Genomic DNA, 23236 nt, shown 5'->3' with positions numbered 1-23236 from the left:
GATCGCGACAGCATCAGGCACGAAAAAGCTTATTTGGTTCGGATGGTCACCAACAGAAGCTTGAAACTGAAGCAATCCGCGCGCAAACGCCGCGAATTGTACGTCGGGCAGTGGCTCCCGGAGCCTGCCATTTCCGATAGAGGGGTCGGCGGTGCGCCCGCCGCGCTCGGATCCGCAACCGGAAAGAACGGAAATCCGGCCAATTACATCGAGCGGCAAGAGAACATCACGTATGTGATGCTCGTCATGCTGGAGAGGCTGACTGCCGTCGAGCGCGCGGTTTTCCTGCTTCGCGAGACACTCGACTTCAACTATGGTGAAATCGCGGACATCGTTCAGAAGTCCGAAGCGAATTGCCGCAAAATTTTGAGCCGGGCAAAGGAAAAGCTTCAAGGATCGGCGGAAGAAGACGGCGGCGCGGAAGCGATCGATCCCATGCGGCGCAACGAGGAACAAGCATGGGCTATCGCCAAGGCGTTCATGCAGGCGGCCGAGACCGGAAATTCGTCCGCGCTCGTGGACATGCTGGCGCATGACGCCGTACTCGTAACCGATGGCGGCGACAAAGCTCGCGCGGCGATCAATCCGATCGAGGGCAGCGAGCGCATCGCAGCATTCTTTATCGGTAACGCGCGCAAAGGCACGCTGGGCGATTCGTTCTTGCCGGTCGACGTGAGCGGCCAACCCGGCTTTATCGTTACCCGGAACGGCAAGCCGGCCATGGTCATGGTGTTCGGTTGGGACGTGGAAAAGCGGATCTCGCGCATTTTTATTGTTTTGAACCCTGACAAGCTTGCGGGTGTCACAAACCGATTCACCGATTGGTCTTAGATAGCGAAAGTCGATGCAAGCAGGTCGGCACTACTATTTAAGGAGCGATTGGCAATGGAACCAAGGATGTTGTTGAAGGAGGTTAACCCTGCGGCTTTCGCGGCGATGGTCGGACTCGAAAAATTTCTGGATGGCGCAAGTCTCGACAAAAAGCTGAAGGAGCTTGTAAAAATTCGCGCTTCGCAACTCAACAGATGCGCCTTCTGTCTCCAAATTCATGCAACCGACGCCCGCAAGCTGGGTGAAACGGAGGTTCGCATCTACACGCTTAACGCTTGGCGCGAAACGTCTTACTTCACTCCGCAAGAGCGCGCGGCGCTGGCGTTGACGGAAGCCGTGACATTGGTCGCATCCAATCACGTTCCGGACGACGTGTACGAAGAAGCAGCCCGTCACTTCAGCGAGCAGGAGATCAGCGAGCTGCTGATAGCCATTATCACGATCAACGGCTGGAACCGCATCGCAATCACGACAGGCTTGACCCCTCCGGCATAATGGATAGCATGGGGGAGGCGGTCCAGTCGCTCTACATTACGCAACAGAATCTGTAATCCCGACTGCCCGATCCACAAAAAAACGCATTCGGAACGCCTCCGCATGCGTTTTTTCGTATGATTCGCATTTTTTGTATCTTGACACCCCCTCCCCAAACTACCATGATAAGGTCAAACAAAAATAAGGGGGCGTCCCCTCTTATGGGTATCCTACGTCTGCTCCGAAGCCGCCGCTATTTGCAGCGCATTCTGCTCTACTTTAATCTGTCCGTCGTCGGGATGCTCGTTCTTTTTTCCTTCTCGTATTACTTCTATTCCAAGGACATCGTGCTGCAAACCCAGAAGGAAGCCAACGAGAAAGTACTGTCCCAGATCAAATACAACATTAATTATTTGAATCAAATCGTGCAAAATATCGCGATCATGATCAGCTTCGACAAGAGCATGATCTATTTGATGAACGCCCGGGAGCCCGACCCGTTCACGAAGTTCCAGACGCTGCGCATGCTGGATACGGTCGCCGATTCGACCTCTTTCGTCGATTCGATCTCCGTGTACAGCGGCGCAAGCGGCCAGCTGTATGTCGGAGGTTCCGGTCCCTGGACGCGGGATCATCTGCCGGAATTGAAAAAGATGACGCTGGACCGGCTGCAGGAAGCCGAACGTTCCCCGAGCGGCCGGCTGGTCCCGATGAAGACGGACAAGTCGAGTCCGAACGTGGATTTGTTCTCCTTCTTCGTCCTGGAGGGGCATCCGTCCAACGGTTCCATGCCGAACGCCGTTATCGTCAACATCCGGCCCCAGTGGATATTCGACAATATTACCAATCTGAACGAACTTGCCGACCATCGCGACGGGGGCGTATTGCTCGTTCAACACGGGCAGGCGCTGGCCTACAGCGGCGAGGACGCCGCGGCGCTCGGCGAGACGGAGCGGCGGCAGCTGTCGGAGATCATCGCGGCCGGGCAGCCGGACGAACTGGCGCCCTTCTCGGTCCGACGGCTGAATGGAGAGAAATACTTCATCTCCGAGACGGGCATCGGCTTCAACGATTGGCGGATCGTGAGCGCGCTGCGGTACGACCAGGTGATGGGCCGCGTGGAATCTTTCCGGGATATCTCGTTTATCCTGATCGGACTGGCGCTAGCCGCGTCGATCGTGCTGTCCGCCGCCATCGCGAACCGGCTGTACAAGCCGATCGGCCGGTTGACCGAGCTGTTCAAGCGGAATTCGCCCGATTCGGGGGCGGGGTCGGAGATTTCGAAGACGCAGGATGAGATGAGCTTCATCTCCGGTGTGTACGAGCTGACGCTTCATAAGCTTCAACTGGCCTATCGGGACGAGAGCCGCAATCAACAGATCGTGAACGATTATTATTTGAGGCGGTGGCTCACCGACAGCGAATCCATCACCGAGGAGGAGCTTAAAACGTGCGGCGAAGCGTATCCCGGCCTGTTCGAGGAGAACGGCGGGGAGGAACGGATTTGGCAAATGGCCGTGCTCGCGCTCGATCCGCTGCCGCAGTCCGGCGGCCTGCCGGCCGTTGCGGACGATCTGTACCGATTCGCGGTCGGCAACATTACAGAGGAGCTGCTCGCGCGGTCGTGTCCGGTTCGCGTGCTCGATATGAAGAACGATTTTATGGTCGTGATCACCCGCGTCTCGGCGAGAAGCGCGGACTCTGCCGCCTTGCGCGAATGTCTGGCCGAAGCGATCGAGACATGCCGCCAATATTACCGGCGGACATTCTCGGCGGCCGTAAGCGATCCCGTGACAGACGGAACGTCCATTAGCCGCGTTTATCACGCCACGGTGCAGCAGCTGATGTACCGCCTGCTGTTCGGTGCGGGCTCCATCATCACTTCTGCGGACGTCGCGGACAATATGTATCGTCAGGACGCCGCCATCCCGCTGGAATGGGAGAAGAAGCTGGGCGAGGGCATACGCGCGCGCGATCTCAAAGCGATCCAGGCCGCGCTGGACAAGTGGTTCGAAGCGATCGCCACGTTTCCTTACGACTATATGACATTCGCGGTTCAACAACTGGTCCTTGTCATCAAGCGGGTGCTGCGCGAGCCCGTCTTCGCTTCGCACTTCAACTCGGTGGAGATGCAGACGCTGGGCGACAAAGTGATCCGGTCCGATACGCTGGCGGAGATGAGGCAGAAGATCGAGCGCTTCCTGGAGCAAGTATGCCAGGCGGAGCGGGAAGCGCAGAAGGAAGACAAGAGCAAGATCGTCGTCGCCGCCATGAAGGAATTCATAGAGAAAAACGCGCTCGATGTTAATATCAGCCTGCAGTCCATCGCGGCGAACTTCAAGATGTCGCCGGCCTACATCGGTCGTATCTTCAAGCAGTGCGAGCATGTATCCGTAAGCGATTACATTACGGGATACCGGTTGGACAAGGCGCGGGATATGCTTCTTGGCAGCGACTTCAGCGTCAAGGAGATCGCCGATTATCTCGGCTTCAACAATGCGAGCTATTTTATCACCTTGTTCAAGAAGAGATTCGGCATCACGCCGAAGGAATTTCGGATGAATGCGACGCTGGAAGGGGAGAAGTCGTCGTGAAGCGGCGGGGTTTTGATACGATGTTCGGAATCTGACACGCCGCTTGTGACGATATCGCGTTTTTAGCATAGTTTGCAAAGCCTTCATTTGCCAGAATAAAAACCGCAAGGCCGCACTAAAACACGGAAAGGTGTGAAGGTGATGAGCAAGCGGATTCTGGCATTTTGTTTGGCTGTCGGATTGTTATTCGGGGTGTGGCCGCCGCCGAGCGGGCATGCGGAAGAGGGAGCGGGAACGGCGTTTTATGTGGCGCCGAATGGAAGCGATTCCAACTCCGGCGGAGAGAGCGATCCGTTCCGGACGCTCGAGGCGGCGCGGGACGCCGTTCGCTCGCTCAAGAGCGGCAGCGGGCTGCCCGACGGCGGCGTAACGGTGTATTTGCGGGAAGGCACGTACCCGAGGAGCTCGACGTTCGAGCTGACGGAACAGGATTCGGGCACGGCCGATTCCCCGATCGTGTACCGCGCTTATCCCGGCGAGACCGTCACGCTGTCCGGGGGCACGAATCTGGAGCGGTCCGGCTTCGCGGCCGTTACCGATCCATCCGTGCTGGAGCGAATCATCGATCCGGTCGCGCGCGGCAAGGTCGTGGCGTTCGATCTGGCCGCCCACGGCCTGACCGATTACGGGCAAATCAGCAGGCACGGATACTGGAAAGCGAGCGACATCAGCCTGCTGCCTCCGATGGAGCTGTATATCGACGGGCAAGGCATGACGCTGGCACGCTGGCCGAACGAGAGCACGGTGCAGATGGGGGATATCGTCGACCCCGGACCTACCGTGGACGATCCGGATCTGCAGGAGAGAGGAGGCACGTTCAAGTACGGATACGATCGTCCCGCGCTCTGGACGCAAGCGGACGATATTTGGCTGGACGGTATTTTCGGATACAGCTGGGAATGGTCCTATAATAAGATCGCTTCCATCGATCCCGCGAACAAGACGATTACGTTGAGGTACGGGGAGATGTCCGGCATTCAGAAGAACTGGTATCCCGACTTCCATTTCGCCGAAAATTTGCTGGAAGAGATCGATGCGCCGGGCGAGTATTACATCGACCGGACGAACGGCATGCTGTATTTGCTGCCGAATGCGGCTTTTGCGGCCGGGCATGGCGACATCACGGTGACGACGCTGAAGGACCCGATGATCGTCACCCGCGGCGCGTCCTACGTTCGCTTTGAGGAATTGACGATGACTTACGGCCGGGACACGGCTGCCGTTATCATCGGGGGCAGCCATGTGACGATTTCGCACGCCGATATCTCGAACTTCTCGGGCGGCGCGGTGTTCGTCAACGTCCCGTCCCGTTACATGGACCCGGTGCCCGACGCAGAGCTGAACGGTCACGACCACTTGATCGACAGCACCCACATTCACCATATCGGCGCACTGGCCGTTACGTTGAACGGCGGCAGCGCGACGACGCTGCAGCCCGGGAACAACAAGGTGTCCAATTCCCATATTCACGATTTCGCTTACTACAACAAAGCCTACAATCCCGGCATCGCCCTGCGGGGCGTCGGCAACCAGGCGATCGGCAACGAGATTCACGACGCGCCGCACCCGGCCTTCCTCATTTACGGCAACGACCATTTGGTGGAAAACAACGAAGTTTACGACATTTGCAAAATGTTCTCCGATCTCGGCGCGATCTATATGAACGCAGGCTCTACGCCGCAGGAGAGGGGAACGGTCATCCGACGCAATTACTTTCACCATATTGGGGAAAACAAGCCCGGCGTAGAGGGCGTATACCCCGACAACCTCACCATGGGGCTGAAGATCGAACAGAACATTTTCTACAAGATGGGGAACGCCGCCATTAAGAGCAACGCAGGCTCCTACATCAAGGCGGACAACAACCTGTTCATCGATACCTACGTGCCGTTCGACAACCAGGAGATGTTCATGGGCAACGCGCCCGGCAACAAGATCGACACGGATTACATGCCGCAATGGCATGCGCTGTTCGATCGCTACGACGATTTTGTCGGCACGCCGTATTTGACCAAGTATCCGGAGCTGGCGAACTTCTTCACGGAGAATCGGTATTACCCGGACAGCAACGACTTCACGAACAACGTCGTGTACAATCCGTCGCTGCAGCGGTCTTCGGAGGTGAACGCGCAAGGCGCGAGGGATGTGCACGATCTGCTGAATTACGCCGGCAACTGGGTGACCGCTTCGGACCCGGGCTTCGAGAACCTGGCCGCCGGCGACCTTCGCCTGCGGGACGATGCCGCGGTATTCAGCCATATCCCGGGCTTCGTCGACATCCCGTTCGAACAGATCGGCACGCAGGGGAAGGTAGGCATCTCCCATGCGCCGGATGTGGTGGAAGTCGTCGATATCGCATTTCCTTCCGGCGCGGTGACGCTCGAATTGGGCCAGGAGAAGATCGTCCGCGCCGAGGCGATTCCGTGGAACGCGACGAACGCCGCGGTGACGTACGAGAGCGGCGATCCGTCCGTGGCGACCGTGGATGCCGCGGGCAAAGTTCGGGCGCTCGCCCCGGGTACGACGGTGATCACGGCGGTATCGGCCGCGAATCCGGCGATTGCGGCTTCGTATGAATTGACCGTCGCGGACGGGGACGGGGTCATGGACTTCACCGACTTCGAGAATGGCGGCAACGGCTGGCCGGTAGACCCCAATCGAAGCATCGCCGAGGATGCCGAAGGCAACCATTGGTACCGCATAGTCGGAGGAGCGAATGCCCAATCGTCGCGGGAGTATGCCGATTACATGCTGGAGTATAAGCTCAAGACGCCGACAGATATGCCGATCGGCGCGAACTTCCTCATGTACGAGCGAAGCGGAGCGGCCGGAAGCGGATATGTTTTCTACAAGAAGACAGCGGCCGGCTCCCAGTGGGCACTCTTCGACTCGCAATGGCAAACGATGAAGCAAGTCGATCTCCCGGCGGACGATCTGCTTCCCGACCGGGTATATGCGATCAAGCTCGTCGTCCAGGGCGCGAGCGTCAGCCTTTACATCGACGGAGAGCTGCGTCTGCAGGGCGCTAACCCGACCCACAGTCCAAGCGGCAAAGTCGGCTTCTACGTGGAGGGCTTCACGGCGATGCAGTTCGACGACATCAAATTGTCGCTTGTACGGGAGCCGGTCACGGGAATCGAGATGAATCAAACCGCGTTGACGATGGATATGGGCGAGCGCCGGGAATTGACGGCCATGGTCGGGCCGCCGGGCGCCTCCAACCGAAGCGTTAAATGGACCTCCAGCGATACGGCCGTCGCGAGCGTGAGCGATACGGGCACGGTTACCGCGCATAAGAAGGGCAAGGCGGTCATTACGGCGGCTTCCGCCGAGAATGAAGGGATCAAGGCGGAGGCCGCCGTTACGGTCCGGTCTTGGCCGAACTATCCGGTTCAGTCGCTGGAGAAGGCATTAAAGGACAAGAAGCGCTGGACGGACTCGGACGCCGTTGATTTTCACAAGGGCGAGGTACGCATAAAGGGAGATGGCGTGTATGGCTACGAGGGACAGAAGTTCGGCAGCAAGCTGCTGAAGTTCAAAGCCAAGTTCGGAGCGTACGACGGCGGCTGGTACGGCTTCGCGCTGCGTTCCGACCGTACCGGCGATCCGACATGGGTGAACGGCAACAAGGGATATCTCGTCGTTATTAAAGAGGACCAGATCGAGTTCCAGACCTGGAAGCCGGGGCAGAAGATGGTCCGGATCGTTCCGAACACGGCATTCAAGGCCGGTCATGAATACGAGATCGAGATCGGCGTCATCCGGGGCGAGGGAGGGAATCGGTTTATTCTGAAGTCGGGCTCCACGGTCGTCCTGAACGAGTGGGATGCCGAACCGGACAATCCGATTGCGGCGGAAGGGTATTTTAACGTCTACAACTACGCCGGGAAGAACAATGCGATCGTGCTCAAGCCAGCCAAGGGCAAATCCAAGTAAACATAGGCAAGGAGCCGTTCCAGCGCGTACATCGCAGGGCGGCTCCTTTTTATCGCTCCGCTACGATTATTGATGCAATAAGCAAATCCGGCAATCGAAATTGATACGATGTTCGTATTTTGGGATTTCGGCGGCGTTCCGGTACGTGCCATGATGGGGATACGGATCGACGGGGTTCCGTATCATTCCGTATCATTCCATCAGACAGGGGGACAGACCGCATGCAGCAATCCGAAGCCGGCGTGCGCATCGCCGCCAAGGAAGGCAAAAGAAAAGTCCGACGCAAGCTCCGAAGCGGCGACAAAGAGCTCAGCCTTCTCGCGCTTCCGGCTGCCGTCTATATTTTTGTCTTCAGCTATTTGACGATGTTCGGGGTTATCATCGCGTTCAAGAACTACCGTTACGACAAGGGGATCTGGGGGAGCGAATGGATCGGGCTCGACAATTTCAGGTTCTTCTTTATCTCCGAGAAAGCGTTTATCGTGACCCGCAACACCGTTCTTTACAACATCTGGTTCTGGATCATCACGACATTCTGCGCCTTGCTCGTCGCCATTCTTCTGAATGAGATCTCGCGCAAATGGAGCAAGTACTACCAAACCGTCATGTTTCTCCCGACCTTCGTCTCCTGGGTCGTCATCATGTTCCTCGTACAGATGTTCCTGAACCACGATTACGGATTCGTCAACCGGATGCTGGAAGCGACCGGCGGGGAGCGGGTGCGCTGGTATCTGGAGCCGGCATACTGGCCGGGGATTCTGACGCTGGCGCATCTATGGAAATCGATCGGGTTCTCCGCCCTCGTCTACTATGCGGGCATCGTGGCGATCGATCCGTCGTATTACGAAGCCGCACGGATGGACGGGGCGACCCGGTTCCAGATGGTGCGCAAAATCACCATTCCCATGCTTGCCCCGCTGATCACGATTTTGCTCATCATGACGATCGGCAGCATGTTCCGGGGAGATTTCGGCCTGCATTTCTTCGTCTCGAACAATTCGCCGCTGCTGTACAACACGGTGGACATCATCGACACGTTCGTATACCGGGCGCTCAGCGTCAGCGGGGATACTTCGATGGCGGCGGCCGTCGGACTGTACCAGTCGCTCGTCGGGTTCGTGCTCGTAGTGGCGGCCAACTATACGGTTCGCAAAATAAACGATGAGAATTCGCTATGGTAGGAGGTCGAGCTTCCTCATGAACACTGCAACGACGTCGCTGAGCAACCGCAAAGGCAATATCGTGATCCATCTGTTCTTCGTTCTGCTCTCCGTCGCGATCATCGCGCCTTTCCTCTTGATCGTATCCGTCTCGTTGACGGACGAGAAAGCGCTTGCGGAGCACGGATACTCGTTCATCCCGGCGCGCTTCAGCGTTCTGGCCTACGAGTTCATTCTGCAGTCGCCCGGCGTTCTGCTGCGGGCCTACGGCAACACCATTTTCATCACGATCGTCGGCACCTTGCTCAGCCTGCTCCTCACCAGCATGATCGCCTACGTGATCTCGCGAAGGGACTACAAGTGGCGGGTGCAGCTCACGGTGTACATTTTCTTCACGATGCTGTTCTCGGGCGGATTGGTGCCCTTCTATATCTTGATGACGCAGTACTTGCATCTGAAGGATTCGCTCTGGGCGATCATCCTGCCAGGGATGCTGTCCCCCTTCTACGTCCTGATCATGAAGGGCTTCATGGGCAAAATCCCCTACGAGCTGATCGAATCCACGAAGGTGGACGGAGCCAGCGAATGGCGCATTTTCTTCATGATGATCCTGCCGCTGTCTACGCCGGCTCTGACGACGCTAGGCCTGTTCATCGCCTTCAACTACTGGAACGAATGGTTTAACGCGCTGCTGTTCATCGACAACGACAAGCTCGTACCGCTTCAGCTGCTGCTTGTGCGGATCATGAACACGCTCGATTTCCTCCGGAACAACAGCCAGTACATTCAGAGTTTGGGACTCGACATGAGCCAGCTCCCGGGCGAGTCGATGCGGATGGCGCTGGTCATTCTGGTCGCGGGTCCGATGATGTTCATCTTTCCGTTTTTCCAGAAGTACTTCGTGCAGGGCATGACGGTCGGTTCGTTAAAGGGATAATCCCTTTAATGTTATATTAAGAAGATGGAGGGGTTTGTATTGAAAAGATTGCGCAAGATGGGTCTTCCGGCATTAGGCCTGGTGTTGTTCCTGGCGGCATGCAGCGGCGGGGGCGACCCGAAACCCGCGGCAAGCGGCGGATCGTCGGAACCGGCTTCGTCGCCTTCCGCAAGCGAGTCCGGGGAAGCGGCACTCCCCGAAGTCAAGCTGACCTGGTATTACGGCGTGGCCCAGGTGCCGCCGGATCAGCAGCTCATTGAAGACGAAGTGAATAAGATCGTCAAATCCAAGATCAACGCGACCGTCAAGCTGAAGCCGATCGACTTCGGCAGCTATACGACGAAGCTTAACACGGCGAGCGCCGCGGGCGAGGAATACGATCTGGTGTGGACGGCCAACTGGGCGTTCAACTATGACGAGAACGTTAAGAAAGGCGCGTTCTTGCCCCTGGATCAACTGCTGGACAAATACGCGCCGGAAGCGAAGAAAGCCATTCCCGATTTCACCTGGGACGCAACCAAGTACAAGGGAGAGATCTACGCGGTCCCGAATTACCAGACCGTCACTTCCCACTACGGCGTCAACGTGATCAAGGAGTATGCGGACAAGTACGGACTGGACGTGAATGCGGTCAAAAAGTTCGAGGATCTGGAGCCGTTTCTCGAGAAGATCAAGCAGAACGAACCCGGCATCATTCCGTTTATGCTCGTCGGCCCGCTCACCAAGTTCCAGCCGATCGCCTACGGCTATGACGACTACGGCGTGAAGATCGGGGACGATTCGTACAAGTCGAATCCGCTCGAGCAATCGCCCGAATACAAGCAGTTCGCCGAGATGATGCACCGCTGGTTCGAGAAGGGCTACATCAACGAGGACGCGTCTACGGTGAAGCAGATCGACGCGAGCTATAACGGCAAATTCGCCGTATCTATCGAATACGCGATGAAGCCGGGATACGAGGCCGAGATCGAGTCCAAGAACGGGGGCCGGAAGATCGTCGGCATTCCGCTCGCGGACGTCACGACCAACCGGACTTCCAACATCACGACCTTGACGGCGATCAGCCGCACGTCCAAAAATCCGGAGCGCGCGATGATGCTCATCGAGCTCGTCAACAAGGACCGTGAGCTGTACAACCTGCTTAGCTTCGGCCTGGAAGGCAAGCACTACGAGAAGCTGGACGAAAATACGGTCAGAGTAAATCCCGCCGGCGGCTATACGGCCCCCAACTGGGTGTTCGGCAACGTGTTCAACGGCTATCTGATCGAAGGCCAGGCGCCGGACACTTGGGAAGTGACGCGGAAGCTGAACGAGTCCGCCGTCGTCCAGCCGACGTTCGGGTTTAACTTCGACGATACGGCGGTGAAGGCGGAGGCGGCCAACATCGCGGCGCTCAAGGCCGAATACGAGCCACTGCTGCTCACGGGCACGGTGGATCCCGCGGAGTATCTGCCGGATTACCTGAACAAGCTGAAGAAGGCGGGCAGCGACAAAGTGCAGGCCGAGCTGCAGAAGCAGCTGGACGCCTGGGTGGCGGAGAAGAAGCAGCAGTGAGGATGCGGGGATAAATCCGAATATGAACATGCGGCCCATGCGTATCGTGCATGGGCCGTTTTTCTGGCGTCCGTCCTTCTGCGCCCGCCGGACTGACCGGCTGCTTAAGGCCCGCTCGAGACGCGACATGGCGAATCTACCGTCTGATTAGTCATATTCCGGACGAGCAATTCAAGACCCTTCGTTATTACGGCATCTATTCTCGGAGAACCAAGGGAATGAGCAAGAGATTCATTCGCGCGTGGCAGGAAGTCAGCCGGAAATGGGTGGTGCTGATGGAGCGTTTGCGGAAGCGGAGGAACTGGCGTGAACACGTGAGGCAGATGACGAGAGAAGACCCTCTTGCCCGTTCTCGGACCGCTCACGCCTGTATGGAGAGGATGATTGACCATTTCACCGGTATCTAAAAAAGAAAACCAGCCAAAAAGAAAACCAGCCAAAAAGAAAACCAGCCAAAAAGAAAACCAGCCAAAAAGAAAACCAGCCAAAAAGAAAAAGCACCGCCCGCTTACAACCGGGCAAGTTCAGTTCATCTGTTTGAGTTGCAATGAAAAAGAACTTGTTCCCCTAAAAGTGGTGCGAGATTTCGATCGTATGAACGCTAGGGATTCTTGTGTGCCGCCGCAGTTTACATGTGAATCCTGTGGAGGCAAGATGTATTCTGAGCATTACAAAGGTATTTATGAGATTGAATACAACATTTCGGATATCCGCCAAACCTAAAAGACCGTCAGGGTGATTTCCCCTAACGGATTTCTTATGCAGTCTTATATCTTAAAGGAATATTTTGTATAATAAAAAATATGAATTAAATTTGCTTAAAGCAAAACAAAATTAGAAGGATGAGTTAAATGTATCTTGATACCTTGAATATAACAAACTGGAGGAAGTTCGGAGAGCGCGCGAACGAGCAACCCGGGCTCTCTATCACTTTTAATGCCAACTTAAATGTGATTGTAGGAGAGAATGATTCTGGAAAAACAGCTATTATTGACGCAATAAAGCTTGGACTGAATACAAATAGTCAGGATTCATTATGGATTAGAGAGACAGACTTTTTTAATATCAATAAACCGATAAAAATTAAATATATTTTTAAAGGTCTTTCGGAAGACGAAGAGGCTTACTTTTTTGAATGGATATACTTTAAAGATGGTATTTCCCACCTGAGATTATTATTAGAAGCGGAACAAACAATAGATATTAATAAGAAGTCAAAAATAAGTAGGACTGTAACAGGGGGAGAGGAAGGGAGAGAGCAAGCTTTAAGTGATAATGTAAAGCAACTTTTAGCAGTTACTTATTTGAAGCCGTTGAGGGACGCCGAGTTAGAATTGAGCTCAGGGAATAAATCTAGGTTGGCTCAGATATTGAAGAATCTAAATTATTTTCAAAAGGATAGTGGGGCTGCAAAAAAAGAAATTGAAGAAATCCTTTCAAAGGCTTTTGGCGATGTCCAAGAGATTATCGATCAACCTGTTCTTGGCAAAATGAGTGGAATTATTGATTCCTTTTTTGAGAAAAATAGAAGAAAGACTCCAAGAATTAATCCTAAAACAATGAAATTTGAAGAGGCTTTAAAAAAATTAGAATTGGGATTGGGTGATATAGGTACGGGATTAGGAAGTTCTAACTTATTATTTATGGCAGCAGAATTATTATTGCTAAGTGAAAATACAGTTGGGGCAAAGATTGCATTAATAGAAGAAATAGAAGCCCATATACATCCTCAATCTCAATTAAGATTGATCAAATATTTTGAAAAAAAGAGTAAAGATGAAGGGGTTCAGTATATTTTAACTTCCCATAGTCCGATACTAGCTTCATCCATATCCCTTGAACATATAATATTAATTTATAATAACGCCTCATTCCCCATGAGATCGGGTTTAACTTGTTTAGAAAAAGACGACTACAAATTTCTGGAACGATTCTTGGATGCTACTAAATCAAATATGTTTTTTGCTCAGGGGATTATTTGCGTGGAAGGTGATGCAGAAAATCTATTAATTCCGACTTTAGCAGAGGTATTAAATAGACCGCTTTATGATTATGGAGTTTCGATTATTAATGTAGGTAATTTAGCGTTTAAGAGATATGCTTCAATTTTTCTTAGAAAAGAGGAATTTAAACTCAACTTTCCAATTTCTATTGTTACTGATTTAGATTTAAAACCAAAAGCATATTATGCAGATGAGCAATTGTGTTATTTTGAAGTTGATAAGAAGGATATACAAGAAATAAATAAAACACTTGGTTCTTCACTGAAAAATGAAATTTTAGTAGGACTCTATAATAATTTTGAGAATTTAATAAAGAAAATAAACAAAACTATTGGAACAAAATTAAGTTTAGAAAAGGAGTTAGAAATAGAAAGCATTCTAGTTAGTAAAGATACCAAGAAGTATGGAAAATTCCTAACGGATAGAACCGAATTGCTAAATAAAAACTATTTTAATGAAGTAGAAAAAACTATGGTATTCCTTAGTTCTCCGTGGACCCTAGAGTTTGCTATAGCCGAAAGTGGAATATCATCTTTGTTACAAGATTCAATACTTGAAGCACAATATAAAGAAGAAAAAAATCGTAAGTTAAGAAAGAATAAGTGGGAAAAGATTTTGGATAGTGAAAAACGCGCTGTATCAATATACCAATTTATGCTGGACAACGAAGTGTCTAAAACTGTAGTATCACAACTCCTTTCTGCAAAGATACTTGAAAGAAAAGAGGAGCTATCAAAAAAAATCATTAATGACCCAAAACTAAGTTACTTAGTAAAGGCAATATTGCATGTTACAGGCGGTGAGTAAATGTTTTTTAATAAGGCTGATTTTAATTTAGTTGAGAAGTCTATGCTGAATGGAAAAAGTTTTAATGATAATCAACGAGATTTTATTGAATTAATGGAATCGAAATATATTATTGCAGGGCCGGGAGTTGGAAAGACAACTTGTTTGGCCGCTAAAATCGTTCTGCTTTTAATGAAGCTGGCAAGTGAAAATTCAAAAGATACAATATGTATAATTACTCAAACTAACGTTGCAGTAGATGAGATAAATAGGATTCTTAGGAGATTAGGACTTTCACAAATCAACCATCCTCATTTTGTAGGAACGGTTCATCAATTTTTTAATACTTTTCTTGCTATTCCTTATATAAAAAAGCATCTCAACCCTATCAGTTTGCGATTTGCCGATGAGGAGGATTATTCATCAGTTATTTCTGGATTGGTCCACAAAAGCTCTTACTTCGGCGGTTGGAGTAGCGGACCCAAGGAAGCTGTTATCAGAATAATAAAGAGATGTAATTTGGTCTACGATAAAGATTCTCATAAAATAGTTTTAGAAAACACACCAAATTGGAGCCGGTTTGAAAATCACAGTACCCATATGTTTAATATTATGTGGGAGTTGAAGAGGTTAGGGTACTTTACTTTTAATGACACATTTTTGTTTGCAGAAGCAGCTATGGGAAATAAAAGAACCATATCGCTTCTAAGAAAAAGATTTAAATACTTATTTATCGATGAATTTCAAGATACACAATTAAGTAGTTTATCTATATTAAAAGAAATTTACGCCGTCGATACGAATATAATGCAGGTCGTAGGTGATCCCAATCAAACACTAGACTTTGATGGCGAAATGCCAGTTTTAGAAGATAACATATTTGAACTGAATGTATGTAATAGATTTGGGATCGAACTTGCAAGCCATCTTCCTAATATTATCAAGGGAATAAAGGTCGAATGTATTAAAGAAAATAAGTCATACAATCCAATATTAATTATTTATAAGAAGAAGGAGCAACTGTTACCTCATTACAAAAAAATAGTATTAAGTCATCTAAAGAAGGATGAAACATTCTCACAAAATACAAAAAAAGATAGCATCTTATCCATAAGGAAAGTTGCTATTAATGCATATGAACTTGAGGAAAAGCGACAAGAATCTGGATATAGAATTAAAATGAACGAGTCCTATACGACTCATATCATTAAATTAGTGTATGATCTTTTATTTCAAAGGCTTTCCTATGGAGAAACCATTGGTTACGATGTTAAAAAGTGGATAAGGGAGCATCCGAAACAAGATAGTCTTAAGAAGAGTTTGTTAAAGAGCATAAAGAGTGGGCAGTTAAATGTCGCTAGTTTAAAAGACAATATAAATTCTATTTTGAAAGAAAAAGACTCAGAGTTAGTGAGTTCTGCCAATTCTCTTTTTAAAAAGATTGCCAGCATAATAAATATAATAAATAGTCCTTCTCAAGTTAAAACTAAAGAGCCTGATAATTTTTCTCCAGAGTTTAGTAGCATACATTCTGCAAAGGGTGAAACGCACAGGTCAGTTTTATTGATCGACTCTGATGACTCAGACCGAATACATACTAAAATGCTAAAATCATTTTATTGTCTTGATGGTGCTAACTATGAAAATCAATGGGTTGCTCGTAACCTGCTTTACGTTGCGATGAGTAGGCCAACACATTTGTTTGCTTTTGGTATGGATCATAATCTTGTAAATCAAAATGAAATTCAGATTTTCAAAAACAAAGGTTGGACCATTGAATTTGCATATGATGGTCTTGAAGAAACGGATCCAGTTTTTGATATTATGTAAGTAAAAGTGTCTTAGCCGATTCCATTTTCGTAATGTTCAAGTTGGCCTAATCATTGTTCATCCTATTGGAAAGGTCTTTAGGATAATGACGTATTAACTTGAGATTTGTAAAGTCTCAATGAGCATTCCATGGAATAAATAAATTTTGAAGTCTGGCTGGCTATTATATTTTCTTGGGTCGTTAAGGAGAAGTGAGTATGGTATATAAAGGTGCCTTAGGCAATCAGTCACTGGCAGCCACACCGATTGATTTTTATAAAGCCACTCTCTTATACCGCTTGCAGTCAGAGGGGAAATTCTTATTAAAAGTATATCAAGAAATTATCTCTATTCCCATTCAGGAATTAGCTTTATCTAAAATAGAAACGAACAATAGACAAGAGATACAAAATATATTTAATAAACTAATAGAATGGGTTTCGAAGAAGTTGGAAAATAAAATTATAAATACAAAAAGAAGAGATATGGCATTATGCCTGTATTCTTTAGCTACGTATATGACAAAACTACATTATTATATGGATTTTGTCGTGCGAGGACAATTAAGTGCTGAAAGAATTTACTCGGCTAAAAGTTTTGATGAAAAAGAAAAAAATATTTTATTTTATGTTTTTGCTAATAAAGATAAATGGTCACATGTATTCTATACATGGAGAGGACTAGACAAGGCAGTAATACAAACATTATTTTATCATCAGGGTTTAAATAAAGATGAGGGCCTCACTACCATTAATATGGATTATTTAACGGAAATATATAACTATGCAACGGCATTGGTATCGTTGGTGAACGAAAGAGAATTTGTGACAAGTGGATACTATCAAAACCCGGTTTTAAGTGTTCAAGAGAATAAGATTGAAATTATAGGGGTCGACGAAGCAACTCGTATAAACAATTTATTAAAAAATGCCAGCGATAGCCACTATGAAGTTGAATCTATCCATAATGATATTAAGCTTTTAAGTGCTTTAGATGCTGGACTATTCAATCAGTACGGTTTTAGGGTGAGGATGCTTGACAAGGCGTTTGGTGGGAAATTCTCTTCCTTGGACTTAGGGGTAGTAAAAGCAGATGTGGTGATAATTGAACATAAAAAGTTTGTTGATTTGTTAAGGAGAGAGGGGAATTGTTCTAGGCAGGAAGCAGAAAAGGCAATAGCGTATTTAAAGTTACGCGATAATGTGGGGAATAATAGGTTTGGTTCAATTGAGACCTACGAGAGTCGACTACTCGAACAACCTGTTGTAGACTATGATGCTAATCATTATTTATTTTCTTTCTATTTAATGATGTATGCTATTACGCTTTTAAAACATAAGATGGTATATGATTTGATCGAATTGAAAAATAATCCAAACTCAAAATTTATCAAGAAGAAAATAAAGGCTGTATTCGAGAAAAAAGTTTTTGATGCCGTGACACCTTATATGGATCATTTTGCACTTAATTTCAGGCGCCTTAGATTCACGAATAGTGAAAAAAGTATAGAGATTAATTTAAAGTACGAATTCGATATTGTAGCATTGAAAGATAAAAAGTTATATGTGTTCGAATGTAAAGATGTAACACACAAATTTACTTCTTATGGATTAAGGCATGATATAAACAAAACAATGAAGTTTATAAACAAAATTTCAAATAAATTAATTGAGATTCGTAGATACCAAAAAGAGATTGAGCATTTCTTTGGATCACCGTTCAATGATATAGTTCCAGTTCTTGTATTTAAGCATTATAACGCTATAGAAGAATCGGATATTAGTACAAATGGCATTAGAGTCCTTTCTTTTTCTGAACTTAATGATTGGCTAATTACTTCTGGGAGTGCATGAAGTAAGGAAAGGCTTGGTCATGGGACTGCTATGTTTTATGTTTCAGTATTTCGAAATATAGATTCGCAGCAATATTGCTGATAATTCGGTGATCTGAGTACACAACTTTAATCCCGAATATCAATTGTGTTCTGTGACATTAAAGTTGGTGTCTAGCCAACAATGTTGGTGTCCCATTGCTGATCTGGAGCCAATGAATATTATTTAGAAGTGGTCCCGATGATTAATCATTCGGGACCATTTTTATAGCGGAGGAAATATGGATACCACGGTGAACGGATAAAGTACGTCAGAAAACGGCGGGAACTAAATCAAGTAGCATTTGCTCAGTCAATTGGTATTTCACAAGGAACGCTAAGTGAATTAGAGAGCAACAAGTTTTATCCTTCTGTAGAAACACTATTATAGCTTCTTTTAGGAAATAGGGCTAATCAAAATGTGTAATTTACCAGTTCGTTTGCCGTAAATGATACTTACCCCCTAATTTAAAATTGTAGAAATAACGGGAGACGTTAGCTTCATCTCTGGTACCGCACGGATAGTCATGAAACAGTCTTGCTTCCGATACATATTATGTCGTTGTTGCGTGCTATTCTTTTTAGGTGGCGAAGCTACCATCAGCGGTCCCTTTCTGGAAAGGGATAATCGGTTCCATTTAGGCAGCCGATATAGTGTTGATGATATCGCATGTAAAATAGGAGGGTTTTCATTATGCAAAACAAATTCATGGAGCTTCTTCAATACTTTTCAACAGAGCCGCTGGAAGGCAGCATTAACGGCGCTAATAGTTTCGAAGAAGTTGTGCGGCGAATGGATCCCATACTCAATCCGAAAGATAATGAAGCGTTTAGATTGGTTTCTCATAAAGTATGTCCGCTGGTCAGCTCGGGAGCGCGAATGAAATACATAATCCTTGGATTAAATCCGCACGACGACGGGGAAAAGGGAGACCTGAATCACCTGAAGACTTGGGAGGAACTGGCTAAGTATCATACGCCGTCCGCGCTGTCCGGCGACCATATTTTTAACAGAGTGTTGTCCCCGACTGTAGTGCCCTACTATCGGAGAATTGGCATACTAATTCATTCTCTAGAAATGGAAAGGTATGTAAGGTGGTCTGAATTCCGAGAGGGACTGAGAGGGAAGCCAGCTATAACAGAAAAATACATTCAAATGATCGAAAAAACGCCGATCGGCGTGGCGGAGTTAATTCCATTCGCTTCTAAAAAGATATCTGTGGACGAGGACAAATTGAAGCGACTCATCAACGAAGTGGATGAGTACCGCAGTTATTTGCGTGCCCTTCTGGACACGATCTTGACCGATACGACGGATGACGGTTGGATTATATGCAACGGGAAGGGCGCCTGCAGCGCTTTTGAAGTGATTTTAAACAACGAAAGCGATGTAACGACACTGATTTCGGCTTCCGACGGGAGAAAGTACGCATTCCATATTTATAAGGGGAAAAAGGTCCTTATGCTCTATCATTTTTTGAACACGCAGGGAGGGGCCTTTAATACGCACATTCAAATTCAGGATATGCTCGACGACGTCATACGTCACAAGAAGAAGCTAGATGAAGAGGGCGATGCAGAGGGAATGCCGCAATAGGCGGATGCAGCAAAGGAGCGTGAATCCTCTTGAACGCACTCGTTCCCAATTCGCTGACGCGTATAATCGAGCTCTATGAGCTGCTTCTCACTGAAGGAGAAGTGGATGCACGTGAACAGGCGCTTAAATATGACAAATCCGTAGAGACGATCAAGCGGGACATCAAGGCGATACGCAATGCGCTGCCGAACGGGCCCGATATCCGGTACGACAGAATCCACAAGATCTACCGGATGGAACGGGATGCAAAGGCTGACGATTTCTTTTTGAATTTTATGATGCTTATCATCCTGTATGGATCCAGAAGCTTGCAAAAGGAAGAGTTGAACAAGCTTGCCGGCAAAATTTTCGATAGGCTGGATTCCTCGAATCGCAGGAGCGCCCGCAAAGTAACCGAGTCTTACGCCGTCAACTATGTCCCTATGATTGACAAGGAGCTGCTGCCGCTGATTCGCGTCATCTTTGACTGCATTCTCGAGCAGCGGGTGCTGCAATTCGAGTATACGACGTCGGGAATGGAGAAAACCGAGGCCATGGTTGCGCCGTTATCCATTGCCTACGACCGAGGATTTTTTTATATGATCGCCAGCAAGAGCCTGAACGCGGACCATGCGGAGCGGCGCAACTATCGGATAGACCGGATGCAACGGCCCCGGAAATTGCGAAGGGGCTTCGCCAAGGAACAGAGCGGCAGCGGATTTTTCGAGGCGGGCCGATATTACAATCAGTCTTATCTGATGCATTCCGGAAGTGCCGAAATCGAAGCGACAATCCGAATTAAACCATCTATCGCGCAGTATCTGGAGCCGGCTTTCCCAACACATCGGTTGATACGGGAGGAAGACGGCTGCCTGGTGTACAAGGTGACAGTCGCGCATGAGGATAGCCTGCTGTTCTGGCTGCTTCCACAACGCACCTGGGCAGAGGTGCTCGCCCCGCAGAGCTTGCGAAACAAGCTGAAGGAGACGATCGCCGATATGGCCCGGCTGTACGGCGACGATTAATCAAGGCGCGCTGCGCCCGTTCAACAGGCTGTACAGCTCGTGCTTGCCGTGCCGGGAGGCATAGGTCAGCGCGCTCTCGCCGTCGCAGTCCTGCTGGTCGGGCTTCGCGCCGTATCGCATCAGCAGACGGATCATACGCGGCGATCCATGCAGCAGCGCGTACATCAACGGAGTAATGCCCGCTTCATTCGATTCGTTGGCATCCACACCGCGCAGGAGCAGCAGCTGGGCATGAGCATAACGGTTACTGCGAACGGCGCTGGACAGGGCCAGATCCATGCAGGCGCCCGAATCAAGAATGGCTTTCAACACTTCCGTCGATGTTTCGCGCGCTGCGAGCATCGCCGCGGAATGGCCGTTCCGATCGATAGCCCCGACGTCTGCTCCGCAGTCCAACAAACGCCGCACCATGGCCAGGCTTCCGGACCGAATCGCCGAGCCCAAGGCGGAGAAGCCGCAGATATTGGCTCCGGAGGGGCTGGCACCTTGCTCGAGCAGCCATTCGGCGATCGGCTCGCGACCCATTTTAAGCGCCAGACACAGGTAATGATCCAGATTCACGTCTGCTCCGTCTGTTCGCCGATCCTCCAGCAGCATCCTGGCGATCGGCTCGTGTCCCGCCGTGATCGCTTTATGTAGCCCGACGCTGCGTTCCCGATTGGACACCGCTTTTTGATCCAGCATGTGCCGAATGATAACGGCGTTATTCTTCTGTACGGCCACCTTGAACAGGGAGACGAGTATTGGATTCTCTCTCACGGGATTCATTCGCCCTCCTTCGCATTTTCGGAACATCGCGACTTATTATATCGCGTATCCGCTACATAATAAGTCGCGATTCCCTTTTAAAATGAAATTCAGTTCGATTAGAGGGAGGTATCGCGATGGGGATATGGGGAGGAAGTCAGCAAGTGTGTGCTTCGTGCAGGTATTGGTCGGGCCGACGCGAGATGGACTTCGCGGCCAGCCATCTGGAGGCGATAGAGCCGGAAGGAAGGTGCAACGGGCCGGAAGGCAGCTTCAGGGGGCTCACGCTTAACGAGGGCGCTTCATGCAGCGAGTGGGACAAGTACCGCTAGTGCGACAGGGTGAAGAGGAGGTTTGCGAATTTGAGATCAGGGATAGATGAAGCGGCAAGGTTTGTTAAGGGAGCGAGCAAAGCCGTTGTGTTAACCGGCGCGGGAATGAGCACCGAAGCGGGCATCCCGGATTTTCGTTCGAAAGCGGGTTGGTGGAATCAGGTCGATCCGATGACGCTCGCCACGCCGGATGCGGTGGAATTGAACTATGATCAGTTTCATGCCTTTTATGCCGACCGCGTTCGGCGATTAGAAGGCATCGTTCCTACGCCGGGACATGTTATACTTGCGAACTGGGAACTGGCGGGGCGAGTCGCACTCACTGCGACACAAAACGTAGACGGTCTTCACCAGGCAGCCGGTAGCCGGAACGTGAAGGAACTGCATGGCTCGATCGCTGGTTTTTGTTGTCATTTGTGCAGGGCAAGGGCGGATAGGACATCGTTTCTTTGCCGCGAGAACTGTTCGTGCGGCGGGCCGCTCCGGCCGGAAGTCGTATTGTTCGGGGAATCACTGCCGCAGTTGGCCTGGGATTCGACCGTGCAGGCGATAGAAGAAGCGGACCTGGTGATTGTAATCGGCACAAGCCTGCAGGTCTATCCCGTCAATTCGCTGCCGTCGCTGACGGATGGTCATCTGATCCTCATCAATGCGGAACCGACGGGACAGGAGTCCGCCTTTGATGTCTTTATTCAGGGGAAGGCCGGCGCCTCGCTCAGAGCGATCGATGATTTACTGTAGGAGGGCAGAGCGCAGATAGGTGCTGCTAGTGCGCGAATGGTAACCTTTGATTTATTTAAAAGAATAGCATTGTAAAATTAACCGTCCGGCGGTCAAAGTAGAAGAATCTCGAATGTTAAAAACATCGTTCCATTAAAAGCCGCAGCCACGCGGTTTTTTTTATTATATGGGATCAAGGTCTTGTCATAAATAACAATTACAAAGTGGGGATTCAAGACTTTTAACCCGCGCCTGTGTTTGGGAGGATTTTGTGAATGCGGTCCTGTACAATGCAGCGTAATGTGACTAAATTCGGATACCGGGAGGAAGCGAAGCGATGGCCGCACACGAATACTACATGCCGACGAATTGGCGGGTGAAGGCGGATATATGGGAGGTATACGAGATTTGCTCCGACTTCGAGGGCTATGCGCGTTGGTGGCCCGAAGTCTACTTGGGCATTCACGTTGCCGGCAAGGATGCGGAGACGGGCAACGACGTGTTCGCGATTCTGTCAAAAGGGAAGCTGCCGTACAAGCTGCGCTGGACATCGTGCAAGACGGCCGAAAACGCCCCGCATGCCTTGTCCCTGAAGGCAGCGGGGGATCTGGCGGGCCGCGGCACCTGGAAGTTCGAGCAGGACGGCGAATATGTGAACATACGCTTCGATTGGTACGTGAACGCCGATAAGCCGCTGCTCAAATATTTGTCGCCGATCCTGAAGCCGGTATTTCGGTCGAACCACTACTGGGCGATGGATCGCGGTAAGGAGAGCCTCGATAGAGAGCTGGCAAGGCGGCATAAGGCCAAGGTCTCTAATTTGTGAGATTCGCTCCCGAGCCACGGACTCGCAGAATAAAGCTACGCTACCGATGCCCGGCG

18 protein-coding genes are annotated in these 23236 nt (G+C 49.7%); 17 read left to right on the top strand and 1 reads right to left on the bottom strand.

Translation table 11 applies throughout. The features are described 5' to 3' along the window. The 14 genes from KVT38_RS02590 to KVT38_RS02525 all read left to right on the top strand — a co-directional run. Positions 1-831, top strand: an 831-nt coding sequence (locus tag KVT38_RS02590; RefSeq protein WP_217592127.1) for a sigma factor-like helix-turn-helix DNA-binding protein, incomplete at its 5' end; no start/stop codon positions are given. Between the two features lie 54 nt (positions 832-885). Next, positions 886-1326, top strand: coding sequence for a carboxymuconolactone decarboxylase family protein (locus KVT38_RS02585; protein WP_217592126.1), 441 nt, complete (start codon positions 886-888; stop codon positions 1324-1326). A 200-nt stretch (positions 1327-1526) separates the two neighbouring features. Further along, positions 1527-3899, top strand: coding sequence for an AraC family transcriptional regulator (locus tag KVT38_RS02580; RefSeq protein WP_217592125.1), 2373 nt, complete (start codon positions 1527-1529; stop codon positions 3897-3899). Between the two features lie 141 nt (positions 3900-4040). Continuing rightward, entirely contained in the window at positions 4041-7835 is a 3795-nt protein-coding gene (locus tag KVT38_RS02575) for an Ig-like domain-containing protein (protein ID WP_217592124.1), read from the top strand. A 221-nt stretch (positions 7836-8056) separates the two neighbouring features. After that, positions 8057-9016 (top strand): ABC transporter permease, encoded by a 960-nt coding sequence (locus KVT38_RS02570; protein WP_217592123.1) that lies wholly within the window; start codon positions 8057-8059, stop codon positions 9014-9016. Between the two features lie 16 nt (positions 9017-9032). Beyond that, complete coding sequence (locus KVT38_RS02565) at positions 9033-9932, top strand: carbohydrate ABC transporter permease (protein ID WP_217592122.1); 900 nt, start codon at positions 9033-9035, stop codon at positions 9930-9932. 39 nt (positions 9933-9971) lie between these two features. Beyond that, a complete protein-coding gene (locus tag KVT38_RS02560; RefSeq protein WP_217592121.1) occupies positions 9972-11486 on the top strand; it encodes an ABC transporter substrate-binding protein in 1515 nt (504 codons plus the stop codon). A 384-nt stretch (positions 11487-11870) separates the two neighbouring features. After that, positions 11871-12209, top strand: a complete 339-nt coding sequence (locus KVT38_RS02555) for a hypothetical protein (protein WP_217592120.1) — start codon at positions 11871-11873, stop codon at positions 12207-12209. A gap of 128 nt (positions 12210-12337) precedes the next feature. Further along, the gene (locus KVT38_RS02550; RefSeq protein WP_217592119.1) at positions 12338-14296 is read left to right on the top strand and encodes an ATP-dependent nuclease; all 1959 of its coding nucleotides are present in this window, start codon (positions 12338-12340) and stop codon (positions 14294-14296) included. After that, positions 14297-16105 (top strand): UvrD-helicase domain-containing protein, encoded by a 1809-nt coding sequence (locus tag KVT38_RS02545; protein WP_217592118.1) that lies wholly within the window; start codon positions 14297-14299, stop codon positions 16103-16105. Positions 16106-16302: 197 nt separating this feature from the next. Beyond that, a complete protein-coding gene (locus KVT38_RS02540) occupies positions 16303-17937 on the top strand; it encodes a hypothetical protein (RefSeq protein ID WP_217592117.1) in 1635 nt (544 codons plus the stop codon). 279 nt (positions 17938-18216) lie between these two features. Then, positions 18217-18345: a helix-turn-helix transcriptional regulator gene (locus tag KVT38_RS35500; protein WP_217592133.1), complete on the top strand. Its 129-nt coding sequence runs from the start codon at positions 18217-18219 to the stop codon at positions 18343-18345. Between the two features lie 303 nt (positions 18346-18648). Beyond that, positions 18649-19551 carry a hypothetical protein gene (locus KVT38_RS02530; protein ID WP_217592116.1) on the top strand — a complete coding sequence of 301 codons (903 nt, stop codon included), beginning with the start codon at positions 18649-18651 and terminating at the stop codon, positions 19549-19551. A 29-nt stretch (positions 19552-19580) separates the two neighbouring features. Beyond that, on the top strand, positions 19581-20555 hold the full coding sequence (locus KVT38_RS02525; protein WP_217592115.1) for a helix-turn-helix transcriptional regulator: 975 nt from the start codon (positions 19581-19583) through the stop codon (positions 20553-20555). Here the strand turns inward: KVT38_RS02525 and KVT38_RS02520 are convergent, their stop codons facing one another. Then, positions 20556-21314, bottom strand: a complete 759-nt coding sequence (locus KVT38_RS02520) for an ankyrin repeat domain-containing protein (protein WP_217592114.1) — start codon at positions 21312-21314, stop codon at positions 20556-20558. Between the two features lie 125 nt (positions 21315-21439). Between KVT38_RS02520 and KVT38_RS02515 the strand changes: the two genes are divergently transcribed. The 3 genes from KVT38_RS02515 (at position 21440) to KVT38_RS02505 (ending at position 23180) form a co-directional block, all read left to right on the top strand. Continuing rightward, positions 21440-21634, top strand: a complete 195-nt coding sequence (locus KVT38_RS02515) for a hypothetical protein (protein ID WP_217592113.1) — start codon at positions 21440-21442, stop codon at positions 21632-21634. 30 nt (positions 21635-21664) lie between these two features. After that, on the top strand, positions 21665-22375 hold the full coding sequence (locus KVT38_RS02510) for an SIR2 family NAD-dependent protein deacylase (protein WP_254638920.1): 711 nt from the start codon (positions 21665-21667) through the stop codon (positions 22373-22375). A 316-nt stretch (positions 22376-22691) separates the two neighbouring features. Continuing rightward, entirely contained in the window at positions 22692-23180 is a 489-nt protein-coding gene (locus KVT38_RS02505; protein ID WP_217592112.1) for an SRPBCC family protein, read from the top strand. The last annotated feature ends 56 nt before the right edge of the window (positions 23181-23236 follow it).

The organism is Cohnella sp. GbtcB17 (genome assembly GCF_019091135.1).
Classification (GTDB): domain Bacteria; phylum Bacillota; class Bacilli; order Paenibacillales; family Paenibacillaceae; genus Cohnella.
This window is presented reverse-complemented; position numbering and strand designations above follow the sequence as displayed.

Excerpts from the sequence above, each read along its gene's own strand:
- KVT38_RS02530 (WP_217592116.1), top strand. The coding sequence starts at position 18,649 with ATGCAAAACAAATTCATGGAGCTTCTTCAATACTTTTCAACAGAGCCG.
- KVT38_RS02570 (WP_217592123.1), top strand. The coding sequence starts at position 8,057 with ATGCAGCAATCCGAAGCCGGCGTGCGCATCGCCGCCAAGGAAGGCAAA.
- KVT38_RS02580 (WP_217592125.1), top strand. The coding sequence starts at position 1,527 with ATGGGTATCCTACGTCTGCTCCGAAGCCGCCGCTATTTGCAGCGCATT.
- KVT38_RS02545 (WP_217592118.1), top strand. The coding sequence starts at position 14,297 with ATGTTTTTTAATAAGGCTGATTTTAATTTAGTTGAGAAGTCTATGCTG.
- KVT38_RS02575 (WP_217592124.1), top strand. The coding sequence starts at position 4,041 with ATGAGCAAGCGGATTCTGGCATTTTGTTTGGCTGTCGGATTGTTATTC.
- KVT38_RS02505 (WP_217592112.1), top strand. The coding sequence starts at position 22,692 with ATGGCCGCACACGAATACTACATGCCGACGAATTGGCGGGTGAAGGCG.
- KVT38_RS02550 (WP_217592119.1), top strand. The coding sequence starts at position 12,338 with ATGTATCTTGATACCTTGAATATAACAAACTGGAGGAAGTTCGGAGAG.
- KVT38_RS02540 (WP_217592117.1), top strand. The coding sequence starts at position 16,303 with ATGGTATATAAAGGTGCCTTAGGCAATCAGTCACTGGCAGCCACACCG.
- KVT38_RS02515 (WP_217592113.1), top strand. The coding sequence starts at position 21,440 with ATGGGGATATGGGGAGGAAGTCAGCAAGTGTGTGCTTCGTGCAGGTAT.
- KVT38_RS02585 (WP_217592126.1), top strand. The coding sequence starts at position 886 with ATGGAACCAAGGATGTTGTTGAAGGAGGTTAACCCTGCGGCTTTCGCG.
- KVT38_RS02565 (WP_217592122.1), top strand. The coding sequence starts at position 9,033 with ATGAACACTGCAACGACGTCGCTGAGCAACCGCAAAGGCAATATCGTG.